The following is an 18,661-nucleotide window of genomic DNA, read 5'->3' on the forward strand; positions in this document are numbered from 1 at the left end:
GTCCGGCGCGGTCTGCGCCTTCGCGTCGGGGGACGGTCGGGTGCCGGTGGTGGGGGAGTCGGCCATGCCGACACTGTACGAGCCGACGCTTCGTACCCTGGCCGGGTGACCCTGCGACTGTTGGAGTTCGTCGTGGCCGGCAACGAGGCCAGCGACCTGCTGCCGGTGCGCTCCGCGCCGCTGCTGCGGGCGCACGGTGCCCGGCGCGGCTTCTGGACCGTGCTGGACGAGGGGCCGGTGGAGCACTGCCTGGCCCTGCTGCTGGAGCTGGACGACGGCCGCTGGGTCGCCCACCACGTGGCCGCCGACGCCGGGGCGGAGAACGGCCGTACGGAGGACGGCGAGGCGCTCGCCCACCACGACGGCTGGGTGTACGTCTTCGGTTCCCACTTCGGCTCGAAGGCGGGGCCGCTGCGCCCGCGACGCGCCTTCGTGGCCCGGTTCCGCGAGGACGACGCGGCGGCGGGCCCGGTGCCGGTGCAGGTGGTCCGCAACCGGTTCCGGCTGCACCGGGCGGTCAACGACGCCCTGCTCAAGGCGGCGTTCACTCCGCTGCCGCCCGGCGAGCGGGTGCGGGCCCGGTTCATCGGGGAGACCGTCGCCCGGGGCACCGCCCGGTCCAAGGGCTGGGTCAGCCGGCTCGTCGCCGACGACCTGCCGATGAACGTCGAGGCGGCGGCCTTCACGCCGACCGGCGGGGTCCTGCTCGGGTTGCGCTTCCCGGTCACCGCCGACGGTGAGCCGATCCTGGTCGAGCTGACCGGTGTGCCGAACATGTTCGATCCCGTGCCGAGCTGGCCGCAGGCGTCGGGGGCGTACGTCCTGACCGGGGTGACGCCGCCCGGCGCGCTGGCCGGCTTCCGGGCGATCACGCCCACGGACGACGGCGGCTACGCGGCGATCGTCGGGTCCATCGACGCGCTGGGCAAGGGCTCGGTGCTGCTCGACGACCACCCGGCCGGCGGCGAGGTCACCTCCCGGCACGTCCGGTTTTCCGCACCCGGCGACGGGCACCTGGTCCCCGGTGAGCTGGTGGCCGACCTGGCGCCGTTCCACCACGTGGAGGGGGTGGCCGAGTGGGGTGGTCAGAGCTTCTACGTCACCGACGAGGACCATCGGGTGGCGCTCTGGGTCGGTTGACCGGCGGTGGAACCGGCGAACGGGCGACACCTCCGCGGAGCAAGGCCGCAGACCCTCGTGATGTCGCCCGGCCGCCGGTCTTCCCCGCCCCCCGGGCGCCCGGTTCGGAGCGGGGTTACGCACCCGCCCCCGTGCGCGGGCATGTGGAAGCATGCCCAACGGCCCCGGGGGGCGTCGAGGTCTTTCAGCCCACGCTTAAAGACGGAGATAAGTGCCGGCCGGGTACAGTGCAAACGGTTGCCAGGCATCCCCCTGCCGGGCGACGCGGGAGCCGTCCATGCTGAAGATCTACTTTTCCGCCGAGGACATCCTCCGGACCCGGGTGGCCCCGGCGGCGGATCCGGTGTGGGAGCTGGTTCTAAGCCTGCACCTGCTGCCCGGCCGTGGCCGGGACCCGCTGCTGGCGGGTTGGCGGCGTAGCGTGACACGCGGGCTGCGCGAGGGCAGCGACTCGGCGGGGCTGCGGCTCCTCCTGACGCTCAACCCGCCCCGCGGCTACTTCCCCGACTTCCTCACCCCGTACGAGAGCGTGTCGGGGTTCGAGGCCGGCATGGAGGCGGTCCGCAACACCCCCGTGGCGCTGCTGCAACGCGACCTGGCACTGCTCGCCGCCGGCAGCCCGCTGCCGGTCGGCGCCGGGGCGCTGGCCCGGGGGGAGCCGGACACGCTGCGCGGCCTGACCGGCGCGATGGAGCGCTACCGCGGCCTGGCGATCGACCCGTACTGGACCCGGATCCAGGCGGCGGTGGAGGCCGACCGTGCCCGACGGGCCCGGGCGCTGCTCGACGGTGGGGTGGAGGGGCTGCTGGGCAGCCTGCGGCCCGCCATGCGCTGGGAGTCCGGAGTGCTGGAGATCCGCGACTACCCGCACAGCCGGGAGCTGCACCTGGGCGGGCGTGGGCTGCTGCTGGTGCCGTCGTTCTTCTGCGCGGCCACCCCGGTCGCCCTGCTCGACCCGGAGCTGCCCCCGGTCCTGGTCTACCCGGTGGACCGGCTCGGCGGCCTGCTGCCGGCCCCCGGCGAGGGCGGCGGCCCCGGCGCGTCGGATCCCGGGCGGGAGGCGCTGGCCGCGCTGCTCGGCCGCACCCGGGCCGCCGTGCTGGCGGCCAGCGACGACGGCTGCACCACCGGCGAGGTGGCCCGTCGGCTCAACATCTCGGCTGCCGCCGCGAGCCAGCACACCACCGTGCTGCGCAACGCCGGCCTCCTGGTCAGCCAGCGCGACCGCAACACCGTCCTGCACACCCTGACCCCGTTGGGGCGGGCGATGCTCAACTCCTGAGCGCCGCCGCCCGCGCCCACCCGGGCACCGTCACGCGGCCAGGGCGCCGTCCGCGGTCAGGGCGCCGTCACGCGGCCAGGGCGCCCGTCACTGGGCCGGACTCCGTCACAGGGCCAGGGCGGCGCTGGCGGTGGTGCCGGGGGGCGGGGGAAGCAGCAGGGAGGCGACGCCCTCGGCCGCCAGGGCGGTGCGGAGGCGTTGCATGTCGGCGCCGAAGCGGACCAGGTCGGTCGGGCCGGCCGGGGTCGCCGGGGAGCCGAGCACCAGCGTCGTCGCCTCCGCCGGCCAGCCGGGCACCCGGTCGGTCAGTCCGGCGCGGGCCTCCTCGTCGGCGACCAGGCTGAAGACCGTGCCGGGCGTGACCACGCCCGCGACCGCGTCGATCGCCCGGCGTACGGCCTCGGGGTCGGGCGGGGTCGCGTCGGGGCCGTCCGGCAGGGTGGCGGCGGCGGCCAGCCCGGCGGCCCTCGCCTCGGCGGTGCCCAGCGAGAAGAGGTCCATCGAGGCGTCCCGGACCAGCGCCGACGCGCCGACGCCGTCGTCCGGCCGGGGGGCGGTCAGGTAGCCGCGCACCACCGCCACCGGCATCTGGTCACACTTGCCCTTGATCAGCTCGCCCGCTCCGGCCAGCTCGTCCACCACCGCCATCTGGGTGAGCTGGAGCTCGTTGCCGTACGGGTCGACCTCGCCCCGGTGGTCGCGGATCGCGTCCATCCCGGCGACGCCGAGCGCCACGTCGGTCAGCCCGTTGCGCCACGGCCGGCCCATCGTGTCGCTGACGATCACCGCGACGTCCACGCCGTGGCGCTCGCGCAGGGCGGCACGCAGCGCCCGGGCCGAGGCGTCCGGGTCCTCGGGGAGCAGCACCAGCCGGGTCTTGTCGACGTTCGAGGCGTCGATGCCGGCCGACGCCATCACGAAGCCGTGGTGGGTCTGCACGATGCGGGTGGCGCCCCGGGTGGCCACCACCCGTGCCGTCTCGGCGGCCAGCACCTCGTCGCGCGCGGCGAGCCGCTCCGGCCCGTCCGCCGGGACGTCGACGAGACGCCCCTCCGCCTTCGAAACGATCTTGCTGGTCACCACCAGCACGTCGCCGTCGCGCAGCCAGGGCGCGGCGGTGGCGATCAGCGCCGCCAGGTCGTCGCCCTCGGACACGTGGCCGATGCCCGGCACCGGCAGGATCTCCAGCCTCACGTCAGCTCCAGCGCGGCGCGGACCATGGCCGCCGTCGCCGCCTCGTCGGTCATCCGCAGCGGCGCCGCGCGGACGGTCACCTCCGGCACCACGCTGCCGGCGTCCTCCTCGGCGACCAGCCAGCCGTCGAGCAGCCCGCCGGCCGGCCGGCCTCCGTAGAGCCGGCCCACGCCGGCCGCGCTGCACTCCACCCCCAGCACCGCCAGGCAGCGGTCGGCCATGCCGCGCACCGGTGCGCCGCCGATGATCGGCGACACGCCCACCACCGGGGCGGGACCGTCGGCGACCGCCTCGCGCAGCCCGGGCACGGCCAGGACCGGGGCGATGCTCACCACCGGGTTGCTCGGCGCGACGAGCACCACGTCGGCCCCGGCGATCGCCTCCGCCACGCCGGGCGCGGGCCGGGCGGTCTCCGCGCCGACGAAGACGAACCGGTGGGTGGGGACGTCGCCGCGGTGGCGCACCCACCACTCCTGGAAGTGGATCGCCCGCTGGCCGCCGTCGAGCTCCACCACCACGTGCGTCTCCAGCCGGTCGTCGGTCGCCGGCAGCAGGCGTACGCCGGGCTGCCAGCGATCGGCGAGCGCCTCGGTGACCGCGTGCAGCGGGTAACCGGCGTTGACCATCGTGGTGCGCACCAGGTGGGTGGCGATGTCCTTGTCGCCGAGCCCGAACCAGGTGGGCTGGGCGCCGTACGCGGCCAGCTCCTGCTTGACCGTCCAGCTCTCGCCGACGCGCCCCCAGCCCCGCTCCGGGTCGGCGCCGCCACCCAGCGTGTACATCACGCTGTCCAGGTCGGGACAGACCTTGAGCCCGTGCAGGAGCAGGTCGTCACCGACGTTGACCACGGCGGTCACCTCGGCGCCGACCTCGCGGGCGTACGCCCGCACGCCGACCAGGAAACGAGCGCCTCCGATGCCACCCGTCAGAACCACGATGCGCATGCCGACCATCCTCGCGCACGGGCCGCCTCCGGTCGGCCCGTGGGCCGGGAGACTAGGCTCACGTCGGCAACCGTCCGCATTCGCCCCGAGGGGGATCCCGTTGACCAGCCCCGCCGAGCCCGCGTCCACCGACGCGACGCAGGCCAGCCAGCTGACCAGGCCGCTACGTGAACTCGCCGCGTTCGTGCTCCTCGGCGCCAACGCCGTGTTCCTCTTCGTCGGCCTGATCCGGCTGGTGACGCCGACCGAGTACAGCACGTTCGGCGGTCGGGCGGGCAACGCCTTCTACGCCTTCATCGGCCTCGAGTCGGTGTTCCTGCCCCTGCTGGCCGTACTGCTCGTCACGCACGTGAAGCCCCCGGTGCCGAAGGCGAAGCTGATCACCCAGGTCGCCCTGGGCGAGTACGCCGTCAGTGCGCTGTTCGGCGGGCTGACCTTCCTCTTCTGGACGGTCGACCGGCTGGCCGAGGGCGAGATCCTCGACGCCTTCCTGGGCCTGCTCAGCCGCGTGGCCTGGCTGGCGCTCTTCGCGGTCGCCGCGTACGTCGTGTTCAAGATCTGGCGCACCCTCTACCACGTGCCCAAGCCGAAGCCCCAGCCCGGCATGTACGGCCAGCCGCAGCCCGGGTGGCCCCAGCAGCAGGGCGGCTACCCCGCCCCCGGTCAGCAGGTCCCGGGTCAGCACGTCCCCGGTCAGCAGATGCCCGGTCAGCAGGGTGGCTGGCAGGCGCCGGGCCCCTACGGCGCTCCGTACGGTCAGCAGCCCGCGCCGTTCGCCGGTGGCCCGCAGCAGGGCTCGCCGTTCGCTCCGGCGCCGCAGTCGGCGCCCCCGGCCGCTCCCGCGCCGCAGTCCGCGCCGCCGTTCGGCCAGCCGCAGTCCGCGCCCCCGGCGCCGCGGTCGGCGCCGCCGGCCGCTCCCGCGCCGCAGTCCGCGCCGCCGTTCGGTCAGCCGCAGTCCGCGCCGCCGTTCGGCCAGCCGCAGCCCGCGCCGCCGTTCGGTCCGCCGCCCTCGGCCGACCCGACCCAGGCGATCCCGCGCCAGCCCGTCGAGCACACCGAGCACACCGAGGCGATCCCGCGTCCCACCGGCGACGAGACCGACCGCACCCAGCGCATCAACCCTGGCGACACCCCCGACGCCCCCCGCTGATCGAGGCCACGTCCCACCCGAGCGCCCCGCACGCCGTGCGGGGCGCTCGCCGTTCCACCCGCCGCGCCCAGCCCGCCGCGCCCAGCCACTCCATCCCACCGTTCGCCGTGCCCACCCACTCCACCCCGAGCGCCCGCCTCCGCTTGCCGTACCCCGGTGATCAGGACGCCATGGACGTATCCCGGCCCGTTTCAGGTACATGACGTCCTGATCACCGCTGGTTCGTCGGGCAGCGCCGGCGAGGGGCTGGCCGGAACGGCGAGGAGAGGGTCAGCGTCGCGAGGGGCTGGTTGGCGGGACGGGGGCGGGACGGGGGTGCGCTCAGCACGGTGGCGAGGGTGGGTGCGGGGCGCCCATGTTCACGTGGTGGGCCGGGTGGGTGGGGCGGAACGGGGCGGATGAGCGCCTAGGCTGGGCGGATGGTTGATCGCACCGTGCCCGGCCCGACCGACGCGAGCGTGCGGCGGGCACTGCACCGGGCCGCGACCGGGCGGACGCTCGACGTCGACGAGGCCAGCGCGTTGCTGGCCGCCCGGAGCGCGGCGCTGGACGAACTGCTCGACGTGGCGGGTGCCGTCCGCGACGCCGGCCTGCGCGAGGCGGGGCGGCCGGGCGTGGTCACGTACTCGAAGAAGGTCTTCATCCCCCTCACCCGGCTGTGCCGGGACCGCTGCCACTACTGCACCTTCGCGACGGTGCCGCACCGGCTGCCGGCGGCCTTCCTCGACCGGGACGAGGTCCTCGCCATCGCGCGGGCGGGCGCGGCGCAGGGCTGCAAGGAGGCCCTTTTCACGCTGGGTGACCGGCCGGAGGAGCGCTGGCCGGCGGCCCGGCAGTGGCTGGACGAGCGTGGCTACGACTCCACTCTGGACTATCTGCGCGCCTGTGCGGTGGCGGTGCTGGAGGAGACCGGGCTGCTGCCCCACCTTAATCCGGGCGTGCTGTCCTGGTCGGAGTTGCAGCGGCTCAAGCCCGTCGCGCCCAGCATGGGGATGATGCTGGAGACCACGGCGACGCGGCTCTGGTCGGAGCCCGGCGGCCCGCACTTCGGCTCGCCCGACAAGGAGCCGGCGGTCCGGCTGCGGGTGCTCGACGACGCGGGCCGCGTGGGCGTGCCGTTCACCACGGGCATCCTGATCGGCATCGGCGAGACGCCCGGGGAGCGGGTCGACGCGATCTTCGCGATCCGCCGGGCGCACCGCGAGTACGGCCACCTCCAGGAGGTGATCGTGCAGAACTTCCGCGCGAAGCCGGACACGGCGATGCGCGGGATGCCCGACGCCGAGTTGCACGACCTGGCCGCCACGGTGGCGGTGACCCGGGTGCTGCTCGGGCCGAAGGCCCGGATCCAGGCCCCGCCGAACCTCATCGCCGGCGAGTACGACCTGCTGCTGCGCGCCGGCATCGACGACTGGGGCGGGGTCTCCCCGCTGACCCCGGACCACGTGAACCCGGAACGCCCCTGGCCGCAGATCGACGAGTTGGCCGAGCACACGGAGAAGTCCGGCTTCACCCTGCGCGAGCGGCTGACGATCTACCCCGAGTACGTGCGGGCCGGCGACCCGTGGCTGGACCCGCGCCTGCTGCCGCACGTCGGCGCGCTGGCCGACCCGGCGACGGGGCTGGCCGTCGAGGAGGCCCGGCCGGTGGGCCGCCCCTGGCAGGAGCCCGACGAGACGTACGGCGGGCGGACCGACCTGTACGCCACCATCGACACCACCGGGCGGACGGGTGACCGGCGCGGCGACTTCGACCACGTCTACGGCGACTGGGCCGAGGTGGCCGGCAAGGTCACCGCCGGCGGCGGGGGCGGGACCGACGGCGACCTGCGGGCCGGGCTGCGGCTGGCGGCCGACGATCCGGCCGCGCTGCTGGAGCCGAGGCACGCCGACGCGGCGCTGGCGCTGTTCGCCGCCGACGGGCCGGCGCTCGACGAGCTGTGCCGGCTCGCCGACGACGTGCGCCGGGCGGCGGTCGGCGACGACGTGACGTACGTCGTGAACCGCAACATCAACTTCAGCAACGTCTGCTATGTCGGCTGCCGTTTCTGCGCCTTCGCGCAGCGGGAGCGGGACGCCGACGCGTACCGGCTCTCGGTGGAGCAGGTCGCCGACCGGGCCGAGGAGGCATGGGCGGCCGGCGCCAGCGAGGTCTGCCTCCAGGGCGGGATCGATCCGAAGCTGCCGGTGACCGTCTATGCCGACCTGGTCCGGGCGATCAAGGCGCGGGTGCCGGGGATGCACGTGCACGCGTTCTCGCCGATGGAGATCGTCACCGCCGCCGCCAAGGCCGGCGTGTCGGTGCGGGAGTGGCTGACCGGGCTGCGCGAGGCCGGGCTGGACACCATCCCGGGCACCGCCGCCGAGATCCTCGACGACGACGTGCGCTGGGTGCTCACCAAGGGCAAGCTGCCGGCCGCCGCCTGGGTCGACGTGGTCGGCACGGCCCACGAGCTGGGCATCCGGTCCAGCTCCACCATGATGTACGGCCACGTGGACCACCCGGCACAGTGGCTCGCGCACTTCCGGGTGCTGGCCGGGTTGCAGGACCGTACGGGCGGGTTCACCGAGTTCGTGGCGCTGCCGTTCGTGCACACGAACGCGCCGATCTACCTGGCCGGCATCGCCCGCCCGGGGCCGACGTGGCGGGAGAACCGGGTCGTGCACGCGATGGCGCGGCTGCTGCTGCACAACCGGATCGACAACATCCAGTGCTCGTGGGTGAAGCTCGGCGACGAGGGCACGGCGGAGATGCTCCGGGGCGGCTGCAACGACCTGGGCGGCACGCTGATGGAGGAGACGATCTCCCGGATGGCCGGCTCCGGCAACGGCTCGGCGCGCACCGAGGAGCAGTTGATCGCCATGGCGGCGGCCGCCGGTCGACCGGCCCGCAGGCGCACGACCGCGTACGGCAGCCCGCGACCCTAGCCCGGCCGACGTCCGGGGGCCGCAGTTGCGGACCGCCCTGGCCGGTCGGGGTGGACATCGACGGGTGTGCCACCGTCCACAACAGAGCGGGTGTGCCGCGCGGCCGGTGGGCCGGGCCCGCCGGCCACCCCCGTACCGCCTGGTGGGACGTACCCTGCCGATCGACGGGTTTTTCGTCGCGAGTGGACCGATCGCCGGGAACCTCCGGCGCAGCAGCGTGTCGGCGGCTGCCGGGGAGCGTGGTGGCGAGGCGCGCTGCCGCGCCGCGTCCACATCGTGGGCACGGCGCCGTCGGTGCCCCGGGCTCGGCGGGCGGTCCGCGCCAACTCGGGTTAACCTGTGCCCCACCAAGATCAACCTATCGTGGTGGGTGACTTTCGAGGCTCCTCATCGACCTGTCCCGTGGGGTCCGCGGGAAGGCGCCACCGGAGAAAACTCGGGCAACTCGCCGGAGAGGGCGTTACTCGGCCGGGGTCTGAATCGATAGGGCAGGTTGCGGGGCCGGGCGGTCGGGTGGCCGTCCGGAGTGTTGTCGGGAGGGCGACTCCATTATCAAGTCCGGCTTGACGGCGCACGCATTACACGCGTGTAATTTGAATGGGGTTGTTCGCGCGGAACGCAACAAATCGTGACCGTACGGACAAGCACGCCTTCCGCGTGGGGGGTTGCAGCGGCGATGACGCCGGTGCGCGACAAGGAGGCATCTGATGGACGGCCAGCTTGAGGTGGCCGACCTGCTCGGAAACGCGCCGGAGTGGCAGGAGCGGGCGCTTTGCTCCCAGACCGACCCGGAGGCGTTCTTTCCCGAGAAGGGCGGCTCGACCCGCGAGGCGAAGCGGATCTGCTCGCGCTGCGAGGTGAAGACGGAATGCCTCGAATACGCTCTCGGCCACGACGAGCGATTCGGGATCTGGGGCGGGCTCTCGGAGCGGGAGCGGCGCAAGCTCAAGCGGCGGGTCGCCTGAGCGCTGCCGGGCCAGGGCGGTGGGGGCCGCCCGGCTCAGGCAAAGGTGGGGGCAGCCCGGCTCAGGCCAACTCGTCGGGGTCCACCCCGAGCAGATTGGCCACCTGCTCGATGATCACGTCGTGCACGAGATCTGCGAGGTCCTCGCGGTCCATCGCACGGAACTCCAACGGCCGGCGGTAGAGCACGATCCGCGGGGGCACCTCCTGCCGGCCCGGCCGGCCGGGCAGCAGCCGGGCGAGCGGCACCTCGCCGTCCTCCAGCACGTCGGAGTCGTAGACGTTGAGGTCCGGCGGGACGTCCTCCACCGCGAACTCGACCCCGGCCAGTTCCTTGGCGAACCGCCGTTCGAGGGTCTCGACCGTGTCCAGCACCAGGTCGTCGAAGATCTCCGCCTTCGTGCGCGCCAACGGCACCGTCGCCGGCACCAGCCGCCCGCGCAGGCCGCGGCCGTGCCGGTCGCGGTGAGCGCGCCGGCCGGGGCCGGGGCGGCGGTGTTCCGGGCTCGTCATGAGGAAAGGTTAGCGCCCGCACCGACCCCGCCTGCGGCAGCGGCAGCGGCGCGGCGCGGCGCGGACACCCCGGCCGAATTGTGATCACCGTGACGGGCGTGTCGCAACGCGAAGCAGTGCGCCGAACCCGGTAATGGGGATACCCTGCCGCCGTGAGGTCACCACGGCGCTGCTCCCGTAACGGCTGCCCCCGGCAAGCGGTCGCCACGCTGACCTATGTCTACAACGAGTCGACAGCGGTGGTCGGCCCGTTGGCGGCGTTCGCCGAGCCGCACACGTACGACCTGTGCGAACCGCACGCCCGGAGCCTGACGGCTCCGCGCGGCTGGGACGTGGTCCGGCACGAGGGCGAGTTCGAGCCCCCGCCGCCCACCACCGACGACCTGGTCGCCCTCGCCGAGGCCGTTCGCGAGGCCGCCCGCCCGGTGGCCCCGCGCCCGCCCGAGGACGACCAGGCCACCAAATCGACCCCCCAGACGGGCCGTCGAGGTCACCTGCGCGTCATCCCCCCGAACCACTGATCCGCTGAGGCGCACGGCTGCGCCGGGGCATGGGGCGAGTGCGGCCCGCTGGGCCTGCCGCCGCGACCACACCATCTGCGCGCTGTCGAGCTGCCCCATCCATGCGCCCAGGGCGGAGTGGCCTGTTCGGACACTTCCGGGGCCCTTCCCGGACCCTCCCGGCACACCTGAGGTGAGCGAAACACGTCCCGCCCCGACAAGCCGACAGGCCGCAGGCGGCAGCACGAAGCGTGGTTATCGTGCGCCACAGCGTGACGGAGCGGCAGGGTGCGGAGGGGCTGGCGGGTGAGCGAGGTGCTGCGGGTGGCGATGGCCGAGAAGGGTGAGACGGCCGAGTCGTTGGCGGAGAAGGTGGGCGTCGACCCGAAGACGGCGGGGCGATGGCTCGCCTCGGGTCGGATACCGCATCCCAGGACGCGCCTCGCCGTCGCCGAGATCCTGGGGTGCGACGCCGCCGAGCTGTGGCCCGAGCCGTTCCGCCGCCGCGACCTGCCGTGGTTCCGGCCGTGGGCGGAACTGGAACAGGACGCCGTCACCATCCGGTCGTACCAGCCCTCGCTCGTGCCGGGCCTGCTCCAGACCGAGGCGTACGCCCGCGCGGTCTTGGCGACCGGCGGCCTGCTCCCGGCGGCCGAGGTGGACGAGATCGTCGGCGGCCGGCTGGCCCGGCAGGCCGTCCTGGCCCGGGACGCCCCGCCCCAGCTCGTCGTCGTGATCGACGAGGTGGTGCTGCGTCGGCGGGTGGGGGACCGGGCGGTGATGGCCGGGCAGTTGGCCCACCTGCTGGCGGTCGCCGCGCAGGAGCACGTGCAGGTCCGGGTGATCCCCGCCGAGGTGCCGTGGCACACCGGTCTCGCCGGGGCGTTCGTGCTGATCCGCCTGCCCGACGGCGCCGAGACGGCCTATGTGGACAACCAGCTTCGCGGTCAGGTGGTGACGGAGAGTGCCGACATTGCTAGCCTGGGCGCCAGATGGGAGAGCGTCGCGGGCGAGGCACTGCCGCGACGCCGGTCGATCGAGCTGATCAGGGAGGTGGCGACGGGATGGACCTGACCGACGCCCGCTGGCGCACCGCGTCCCGCAGCAGCAACAACGGTGGCGACTGCGTCGAGGTGGCCGACAACCTGCCCGGTCGGGTGCTCGTGCGGGACAGCAAGGACCGCGCTGGCGGTGTCCTCACCTTCGCGCCGGACGCCTGGCGGGCGTTCGTCGGATCGACCGGCCGCCACGGGCGCGCCGGCTGATCGGGCGGTGCCGCAGGCTGCACGTCTGTCCGCGCAGCTTCAGCTCAGGCGACTGTGGTCTCGTCTGATCGACGTCACGGTGTAGCGGTGACCAGGTGGCCCTTGACCGTTGGGCTCGCGGGGGCGTCCTGGCGATGGAAGACGTGGAAGGCGCCTGGAGCGGCCGGACCATGCCGCCGGAGCGCTGATACCGGTGTGGCATAAAAATACCCGTGGGGTATCGGGACAAGCAGACAACACCGCCGTCGCCGCCGTGATCCGGCGGCGTTGTCGGACACGGACCCGCCGTCCGTCGTCGCCGTCGGCGCATGCCAAGATCTGTCGTTCACCGCACCTGACCCCTCGCCGGCAGGTCACCCCGCCCGACCGCCGACGAACGCGCAAGGAGTCGTCACATGCGAACTCCCGTCCGGCCCCTCACCCGGCGCGGGCTGCTGACCGGCGCACTCGGCTCGGCGGCGCTGCTGGCGGCGGGTGGCTCGCTGGCCGGCTGCGGCACCAGGGCCGCCACCCAGACGGCGGCCGGCTGCGTCAGCGAGGACCTGTCCGGCACCGAGAGGACGCTGACGTTCTCGAACTGGCCGCAGTACATGGACGTGGACGACGCCGACGGGTCCAAGCGGCCGACCCTGGACGCGTTCGTCGCCGAGAGCGGCATCCGGGTCACGTACACCGAGGACATCAACGACAACAACGAGTTCTTCGGCAAGGTGCGGAACCAGCTCGCGGGGTGCCAGCCGACCGGGCGGGACATCATGGTCCTCAGCGACTGGATGGCGGCGCGGATGATCCGGCTCGGCTGGCTCCAGGAACTGGACAGGTCGAAGCTGCCCAACGTCGAGGCCAACCTGCTGCCCTCGCTGCGCGGCCGGTCCTTCGACCCCGAGAACCAGCTCGCCGTCCCGTGGCAGTCCGGCCTGGCCGGCCTCGCCTACAACGGCAGGGTGACCAGGGAGATCCGGACGGTCGACGAACTGCTCACCCGCCCCGACCTCAAGGGCAGGGTGACCGCGCTGTCCGAGATGCGGGACACCATGGGCCTGCTGCTCCAGTCGAACGGCCACGACCCGGCGAACTTCACCGGCGCCCAGTTCGACGACGCGCTCGCCAAGCTGAGGAAGGCCGTCGACGCCGGCCAGATCCGCAGGTTCACCGGCAACGACTACGCGCCGGAGCTGGCCAGGGGCGACATCGCCGCGTGCATCGGCTGGTCCGGCGACGCCATCCAGCTCGGCTTCGACGACGACAAGATCAGGTTCGTGGTGCCCGAGTCCGGCGCGATGATCTGGTCGGACAACGTGGTGGTGCCGAACAGGGCCAGCCACAAGGGCAACGCCGAGCGGCTCGTCGACCACTACTACGACCCGGCGGTCGCCGCCCGGCTCGCCGCGTTCGTCAACTACATCTGCCCCGTGCGGGGCGCCCGGGCCGAGATGGAGAAGATCGACCCGGCGCTGGCCGCCAACCCGCTGATCTTCCCCGACGACGCCATGCTCGCCAGGTCCACGGTCTTCATGGCGCTGGACGAGCAGCAGGAACGCGAGTACGAGGGCAAGTTCCAGCAGGTCATCGGGGCATGAGCGGGATGGTCGGGACGACTGCGGGACGCGAGGGCCCGGCCGGCGACCTGCGACTGGCCAACCTCACCAAGCGGTTCGGTGCCGTCACGGCGGTCGACGACCTCAGCCTGACCGTCCCGCAGGGCTCGTTCTTCGCCCTGCTCGGCCCGTCCGGCTGCGGCAAGACCACCACGCTGCGGATGATCGCCGGCCTGGAGGAGCCGACCGGCGGGCAGGTGCTGCTGGGCGAGCGGGACGTGACCCGGCTGCGCCCGTACAAGCGGCCCGTGAACACCGTCTTCCAGAGCTATGCGCTCTTCCCGCACCTGGACGTCTTCGAGAACGTCGCGTTCGGCCTGCGTCGACGGGGCATCCGCTCCGTCGACGACGAGGTGATGGGCATGCTCGCGCTGGTGCAACTCGACGACCACGGCCACCGCCGCCCCGCCCAGCTCTCCGGCGGGCAACAGCAGCGGGTCGCACTGGCCCGAGCCCTGGTCAACCGCCCGCAGGTGCTGCTGCTGGACGAGCCGCTCGGCGCGCTCGACCTGACGCTGCGCCGGCGGATGCAGCTCGAACTCAAGCGGATCCAGGCCGAGGTCGGCAGCACGTTCGTGCACGTCACCCACGACCAGGAAGAGGCCATGACGATGGCCGACACCGTCGCGGTGCTGAACGTCGGGCGGATCGAGCAGCTCGGCGCCCCCGCCGACCTCTACGAGTATCCGGCCACGGCGTTCGTGGCGAACTTCCTCGGCCAGTCCAATCTGCTAACCGGCGAGGCGTCCGGCGGGGGCGGGAACGAGGTGGCGGTGTCGGCGCACGGCCGTCGCTTCTCGGTGCCCGCCGGCCGGGCCCGCGTCGACCGGGGGCCGGTCCACCTGGGCGTACGCCCGGAGAAACTGCACCTGGTCGACTCCGCCGACCAGGTCCCCGCCGGGTGCCAGCACGTCGCCGGTGTCGTCACCGACGCCGCCTACGTGGGGGTGAGCACCCAGTACCTGCTCCGTACCGGCTGGGGCGGCGAGCTGACGGCCTTCGTCGCGAACAGCGGAGCGACCGGCCCGCTGCCGGTGGGCGCGCGGGCGGTGGCGTACTGGGACCCGCGGCACGCCTTCCTGCTGTCCCGGGAGCCCGGCGACGCCCACCTGAGCACACCGGCGCGGAACGAGCCGGTGGGCACACCCTCGTGATCGGGCACACCGGCCCGCCGGGCGGGCGCGACGACATGAGCCCGCCCGCGCACCTGCCCGGAGGGTCGGGCCGACGGACGGGACCCCAGCCGCCCAACCGGTCCGGGCGGCAGCGCCTCCTGCCGTACCTGCTGCTGCTGCCCGCGGCGGCGTGGCTGGTGCTCTTCTTCGCGGTGCCGCTGGTGCAGCTCGCCGCCGCCAGCCTCTACGACCCCGCCGGCTCGCTCGCCACCGGGTACGCGATGACCTGGGCGTTCGGCAACTACCCCGACGCGCTCGCCGCGTACTGGCCGCAGTTCGGGCGGTCCTTCGGCTACGCCGGCGCCGCGCTGGTGCTGGCGTTGCTGACCGGCTACCCGCTGGCGTACGTCATCGCACAGAAGGCCGGCCGGTGGAGGAACCTGCTGCTGGTCTGCGTGGTCGCGCCGATGTTCACCAGCTTCCTGGTGCGCACGCTGGCGTGGAAGACCATCCTGTCGGACAACGGCTGGTTCGTCGGGCTGCTGCGCGACGTGCACCTGCTCGGCCCCGACGGCCGGCTGCTCGCCACCCCGGTCGCGGTGGTGCTCGGCCTGACGTACAACTTCCTGCCCTTCCTGGTGCTGCCGCTGTACGCGAGCCTGGAGCGGCTGGACCCCCGGCTGCTGGAGGCGGCCGGCGACCTCTACGCCGGCCCGCTGCGGACGTTCCGCCGGGTCACGCTGCCGCTGTCCATGCCCGGCCTGGTCGCCGGCACGCTGCTGTTCTTCATCCCGGCCAGCGGCGACTACATCAACGCCGAACTGCTCGGCACCCCCAACGAGTACATGATCGGCAACGTCGTCGACTCGGCGTTCCTGGTCCGGCTGGACCACCCGCAGGGCGCGGCGCTGTCGTTCCTGCTGATGGCGGCGATCCTCGCGGTGGTCCTCGGCCACCTGCGCCGGACCGGCCCGGAGGAGATGCTCCGGTGATCTCCCGCTGGCTGGTCGACCGCTGGGTGACGGGCGTGGCGCTGCTGGTGCTCGGCTACCTCCTCCTGCCGATCGCGGTGGTGGCGGCCCTGTCCTTCAACCGCCCGTCCAGCCGCCTGTCGTACGACTTCGCCGAGTTCACCCTCGACAACTGGCGTAACCCGTGCGCCACCTCCGACATGTGCGACGCGGTGCTGCGCAGCGTCCAGATCGGCTTCATCGCCACCGTGCTCGCCACGGTGCTCGGCACCCTGATGGCGTTCGCGCTGGCACGGCACCGGTTCCGTGGCCGTTCCGCGATCAACGTGCTGATCTTCCTGCCGATGGCCACCCCCGAGCTGGTGATGGGCACCTCGCTGCTGGCCCTCTTCGTCTCCGCCGGGGTGCCGCAGGGCTTCTGGAGCATCGTCGTCGCGCACGTGACGTTCTGCGTGTCGTTCGTGGTGGTCACCGTCAGGGCGCGGCTGGCCGGGATGGACTCCCGGCTGGAGGAGGCCGCCATGGACCTCTACGCGAGCGAGTGGCAGACCTTCCGGCGGGTCACCCTGCCGCTGGCGCTGCCCGGCATCGTGGCCGCCGCGCTGCTCGCCTTCTCGCTGTCCTTCGACGACTTCATCGTCACGAACTTCAACGCCGGCACCACCGTCACGTTCCCCATGTACGTCTGGGGTGCCGCCCAGCGGGGCATCCCGCCGCAGGTCAACGTGGTCGGCACCGCCATGTTCGTACTCGCGCTCCTACTGGTCCTGGCCACCACCCTGCGGGGACGTCGAACGAGAAGAACTTCGTGACCCACCGCAGCCCCGGGCGGTCCGGGTCGAGCTGCGCCGACCCGGTGTCGGGCAGACGATCCCCGGACACGCCGACCAGCAGCCCGGCCGCCGCCAGCGAGGCACCGTGCCGCGCTACCGCAATGGCTGCGAGCCTCTGGAGACACCGGCCAGCACCAGGTCGACGACTCTCGTGGTGAAGACCGTGTCGACGGTGCCGGTCGAGACCCACCTGCGGTAGAAGACCGGTCCGGCGAGCAGGTCCAGGACCTCGTCGGGATCGGTGTCCGGCGGCAGTTCTCCTCGATCGATGCCGCGGACGATGACCGCGCGGACCGTGCGGTGGCGGTGGGTCGCCTCACGTCGGTGCAGGGCGGCGAAGGCGGGGTCTCGCTCGGCGGCGTCGATCAGTGCGGGCATCAGGCGCGCGGCGGGGCTGTCGCGTAGCGCGGTGGCGAGCCCGGCCAGCAATGCGTTCAAGTCGCCGCGGAGAGTGCCGGTGTCGGGGTCGGGTGGCTCCTGAAGCGTGCTGGCGATGGCGTCCAGGACGAGTGCGGGTTGGTCCTTCCAGTGCCGGTAGATGGTGGTCTTGGCCACTCCGGACCGCTCGGCTACCGCTTCGACGGTGGTCGCCGCGATCCCACGCTCGGTGAGCAGGTCCAGCGCTGCGGCGATGACGGTCGCGCGGGAGCGGAGCACCCGAGGATCGGTACGGACCGTGGCGGGAGGCGTCCCGGCACCCGTCATGCGGACCTCGCCCGGGACGGTGCCCACGTGTCGCGGTGGTCGTGGACGAAGTCCTGCAGGGTGCGCGGTGCGCGGCCCAGCAGCCGCGCCAGGGTCGGGTCGACCGTCTGCGCCTGCCCGCGCCGCAGCCCGGTGTGCAGGGTCGCCTGGACCAGCGCCCGCGGCCAGGGCAGGCCCTGGCGGCGCACGTGGCGCAGGTACCCGATGACGGAGGCCGGCTCGTACCTGACGGTGTGCCCTAGCTCGCGGCTGAGAATCGCCGCCACCTGGTGGAAGTCCAGGGCCGCGGGCCCGGTCAGCAGGTGACCGAGGCCCCGGTGTGCGGCGGGGTCGGCGAAGACGGCGGCGGCCGCGGCGCCGACGTCGCGCACGTCGACGAACGCTGCCCTGCCCCGGCCGGCCGGCAGGTGGATCCGATGGTCGTGGCGGATGTCCGTGCCGTAGGCGTCGGCGAGGTTCTGCGCGAAGAACCCCGGCCGCAGGATCGTCCACGACAACGCCGACGCGCGCAGCCGCGTCTCGACCCGGTGATGCGGAACCACCCGGTTGGTGTCCGCGCCCGCGACCGAGGAGAACACCACGTGACCTGTCCGGTGCTGCTCGGCCACGTCGAGCAGGGCGTTGAGGGTGGGACCGACCCTGGCGATGGCGGGCGGCCGCATCAGGAACAGCCCGCCGGCACCGTCGAGAGCGGGCGCGAACGTGGCGGGGTCGTGGAAGTCCAGGCGGACGGCGGCGATGCCCGGGTGCTGGCGTTCGAGCGCGGCCGGATCGGTGCCAGCGGCCCGAACGGGGACACCCGTCGAGGCCAGCGCCTGCAGCACGGCGGTGCCCAGGTTGCCGCCGGCGCCGGTGACCAGGATCGGGCCGGTCACGGTGTCGCCCGCACGGGCACGTCGAGATACACCAGGGCCAGCTTTTCACGAGCCGCCGCCTCGACCAGCTCCTCGTGGGTCGGTACCCGATCGACATTGATGCGTATGCCCATCCGCCGCCCCGCCTTGGCGTACCCGGCCTGCCGGATCAGGTCCCGGTAGACCCGGGCCACGCGCTCGGGGTCCTCGACCAACTCGGCGACGGCGGCACGGCGGGTGCCGCGCAGGGTGATCTCCACCTGCGGACGGTCGCGCAGGTTGACCCGCCACCGCGAGTTCGTCAGCACCAGCAACCGCCCGTCACCAGCGGACCGGTACGCCACCGGCACCTGTAGTGCGCGACCAGACTTGCGCCCGGTCACGTGCAACAACAGCAGATGCCTGCCCACACGAGCGGCCCGGCGCGGCGAGGACAACAGCCACCGCATCACTCGGTTGACCACCTTGTAGGGAGCTTCCGGCGGGCGGATCCGCTCTACCGCGGGTCGGGGATGAGCTGCCATGCAGCCAGTCTACGCTACGGTCGCGTAGCGGAGATGCGCTTCCAGGCGGTGGTCCCCGGGTGCGGCCCTACCGTGCGTGCAGCCCATGGCCCGAGCGGCAGGTCAGGACGGGAGAAGGGCCCCTCGCCAAACCGGAGCGTGGCGAGGGACCCCTCGGCCCGGGGTTCCCCGGACAGGTCGGAA

General features: G+C 73.4%; 18 protein-coding genes. 12 read left to right on the forward strand and 6 right to left on the reverse strand.

Going from position 1 to position 18,661, the window contains the following annotated elements; genetic code table 11:
- Positions 1-105: 105 nt before the first annotated feature.
- Positions 106-1,140, forward strand: coding sequence for a hypothetical protein (locus KBX06_RS15780; protein WP_210835448.1), 1,035 nt, complete (start codon positions 106-108; stop codon positions 1,138-1,140).
- A gap of 277 nt (positions 1,141-1,417) precedes the next feature.
- A complete protein-coding gene (locus KBX06_RS28375; protein WP_210835450.1) occupies positions 1,418-2,422 on the forward strand; it encodes a helix-turn-helix transcriptional regulator in 1,005 nt (334 codons plus the stop codon).
- A 105-nt stretch (positions 2,423-2,527) separates the two neighbouring features.
- Here the strand turns inward: KBX06_RS28375 and KBX06_RS15790 are convergent, their stop codons facing one another.
- Positions 2,528-3,616, reverse strand: a complete 1,089-nt coding sequence (locus tag KBX06_RS15790) for a coenzyme F420-0:L-glutamate ligase (RefSeq protein WP_210835452.1) — start codon at positions 3,614-3,616, stop codon at positions 2,528-2,530.
- A complete protein-coding gene (gene cofD, locus KBX06_RS15795) occupies positions 3,613-4,560 on the reverse strand; it encodes a 2-phospho-L-lactate transferase (RefSeq protein ID WP_210835453.1) in 948 nt (315 codons plus the stop codon). Before cofD ends, KBX06_RS15790 begins: the two co-directional genes overlap by 4 nt.
- A 100-nt stretch (positions 4,561-4,660) precedes the next feature.
- Between cofD and KBX06_RS15800 the strand changes: the two genes are divergently transcribed.
- From KBX06_RS15800 to KBX06_RS15810, 3 genes are all read left to right on the forward strand, one after another.
- On the forward strand, positions 4,661-5,710 hold the full coding sequence (locus KBX06_RS15800; protein ID WP_210835455.1) for a hypothetical protein: 1,050 nt from the start codon (positions 4,661-4,663) through the stop codon (positions 5,708-5,710).
- Between the two features lie 419 nt (positions 5,711-6,129).
- Positions 6,130-8,637, forward strand: a complete 2,508-nt coding sequence (locus tag KBX06_RS15805) for a bifunctional FO biosynthesis protein CofGH (RefSeq protein ID WP_210835456.1) — start codon at positions 6,130-6,132, stop codon at positions 8,635-8,637.
- Positions 8,638-9,344: 707 nt separating this feature from the next.
- A complete protein-coding gene (locus KBX06_RS15810) occupies positions 9,345-9,602 on the forward strand; it encodes a WhiB family transcriptional regulator (protein ID WP_088980572.1) in 258 nt (85 codons plus the stop codon).
- 61 nt (positions 9,603-9,663) lie between these two features.
- On the opposite strand, the gene KBX06_RS15815 is transcribed toward KBX06_RS15810, so the two are convergent.
- Complete coding sequence (locus KBX06_RS15815) at positions 9,664-10,113, reverse strand: metallopeptidase family protein (protein WP_089001916.1); 450 nt, start codon at positions 10,111-10,113, stop codon at positions 9,664-9,666.
- A gap of 152 nt (positions 10,114-10,265) precedes the next feature.
- Here KBX06_RS15815 and KBX06_RS15820 point away from each other — a divergent pair, with 152 nt between their 5' ends.
- The 7 genes from KBX06_RS15820 (at position 10,266) to KBX06_RS15850 (ending at position 16,374) form a co-directional block, all read left to right on the forward strand.
- Positions 10,266-10,634: a DUF3499 domain-containing protein gene (locus KBX06_RS15820; RefSeq protein WP_210835458.1), complete on the forward strand. Its 369-nt coding sequence runs from the start codon at positions 10,266-10,268 to the stop codon at positions 10,632-10,634.
- A 285-nt stretch (positions 10,635-10,919) separates the two neighbouring features.
- On the forward strand, positions 10,920-11,687 hold the full coding sequence (locus KBX06_RS15825; RefSeq protein ID WP_210835460.1) for a helix-turn-helix transcriptional regulator: 768 nt from the start codon (positions 10,920-10,922) through the stop codon (positions 11,685-11,687).
- Positions 11,678-11,878, forward strand: a complete 201-nt coding sequence (locus tag KBX06_RS15830; RefSeq protein ID WP_210835462.1) for a DUF397 domain-containing protein — start codon at positions 11,678-11,680, stop codon at positions 11,876-11,878. Before KBX06_RS15825 ends, KBX06_RS15830 begins: the two co-directional genes overlap by 10 nt.
- Before the next feature lie 395 nt (positions 11,879-12,273).
- On the forward strand, positions 12,274-13,458 hold the full coding sequence (locus KBX06_RS15835) for a spermidine/putrescine ABC transporter substrate-binding protein (RefSeq protein ID WP_210835464.1): 1,185 nt from the start codon (positions 12,274-12,276) through the stop codon (positions 13,456-13,458).
- Entirely contained in the window at positions 13,455-14,630 is a 1,176-nt protein-coding gene (locus tag KBX06_RS15840) for an ABC transporter ATP-binding protein (protein WP_210835469.1), read from the forward strand. The genes KBX06_RS15835 and KBX06_RS15840 overlap by 4 nt, the downstream gene beginning before the upstream one ends.
- A 35-nt stretch (positions 14,631-14,665) precedes the next feature.
- Complete coding sequence (locus KBX06_RS15845) at positions 14,666-15,583, forward strand: ABC transporter permease (protein WP_210835635.1); 918 nt, start codon at positions 14,666-14,668, stop codon at positions 15,581-15,583.
- Entirely contained in the window at positions 15,580-16,374 is a 795-nt protein-coding gene (locus KBX06_RS15850; RefSeq protein ID WP_307854644.1) for an ABC transporter permease, read from the forward strand. The genes KBX06_RS15845 and KBX06_RS15850 overlap by 4 nt, the downstream gene beginning before the upstream one ends.
- 114 nt (positions 16,375-16,488) lie before the next feature.
- On the opposite strand, the gene KBX06_RS15855 is transcribed toward KBX06_RS15850, so the two are convergent.
- From KBX06_RS15855 to KBX06_RS15865, 3 genes are read right to left on the reverse strand one after another with little or no spacing between them, the layout of a single operon-like run.
- Complete coding sequence (locus KBX06_RS15855; protein ID WP_210835471.1) at positions 16,489-17,052, reverse strand: TetR/AcrR family transcriptional regulator; 564 nt, start codon at positions 17,050-17,052, stop codon at positions 16,489-16,491.
- A 44-nt stretch (positions 17,053-17,096) separates the two neighbouring features.
- Complete coding sequence (locus KBX06_RS15860; RefSeq protein WP_210835478.1) at positions 17,097-17,975, reverse strand: NmrA family NAD(P)-binding protein; 879 nt, start codon at positions 17,973-17,975, stop codon at positions 17,097-17,099.
- The gene (locus KBX06_RS15865) at positions 17,972-18,478 is read right to left on the reverse strand and encodes a nitroreductase family deazaflavin-dependent oxidoreductase (protein WP_210835479.1); all 507 of its coding nucleotides are present in this window, start codon (positions 18,476-18,478) and stop codon (positions 17,972-17,974) included. The genes KBX06_RS15860 and KBX06_RS15865 overlap by 4 nt, the downstream gene beginning before the upstream one ends.
- Positions 18,479-18,661 lie beyond the last annotated feature (183 nt).

The sequence above is a fragment of the Micromonospora sp. C31 genome (genome assembly GCF_018070575.1).
GTDB lineage: Bacteria > Actinomycetota > Actinomycetes > Mycobacteriales > Micromonosporaceae > Micromonospora.

Excerpts from the sequence above, each read along its gene's own strand:
- KBX06_RS28375 (WP_210835450.1), top strand. The coding sequence starts at position 1,418 with ATGCTGAAGATCTACTTTTCCGCCGAGGACATCCTCCGGACCCGGGTG.
- cofD (WP_210835453.1), bottom strand. The coding sequence starts at position 4,560 with ATGCGCATCGTGGTTCTGACGGGTGGCATCGGAGGCGCTCGTTTCCTG.
- KBX06_RS15805 (WP_210835456.1), top strand. The coding sequence starts at position 6,130 with ATGGTTGATCGCACCGTGCCCGGCCCGACCGACGCGAGCGTGCGGCGG.
- KBX06_RS15810 (WP_088980572.1), top strand. The coding sequence starts at position 9,345 with ATGGACGGCCAGCTTGAGGTGGCCGACCTGCTCGGAAACGCGCCGGAG.
- KBX06_RS15815 (WP_089001916.1), bottom strand. The coding sequence starts at position 10,113 with ATGACGAGCCCGGAACACCGCCGCCCCGGCCCCGGCCGGCGCGCTCAC.
- KBX06_RS15830 (WP_210835462.1), top strand. The coding sequence starts at position 11,678 with ATGGACCTGACCGACGCCCGCTGGCGCACCGCGTCCCGCAGCAGCAAC.
- KBX06_RS15835 (WP_210835464.1), top strand. The coding sequence starts at position 12,274 with ATGCGAACTCCCGTCCGGCCCCTCACCCGGCGCGGGCTGCTGACCGGC.
- KBX06_RS15840 (WP_210835469.1), top strand. The coding sequence starts at position 13,455 with ATGAGCGGGATGGTCGGGACGACTGCGGGACGCGAGGGCCCGGCCGGC.
- KBX06_RS15845 (WP_210835635.1), top strand. The coding sequence starts at position 14,666 with ATGAGCCCGCCCGCGCACCTGCCCGGAGGGTCGGGCCGACGGACGGGA.
- KBX06_RS15865 (WP_210835479.1), bottom strand. The coding sequence starts at position 18,478 with ATGGCAGCTCATCCCCGACCCGCGGTAGAGCGGATCCGCCCGCCGGAA.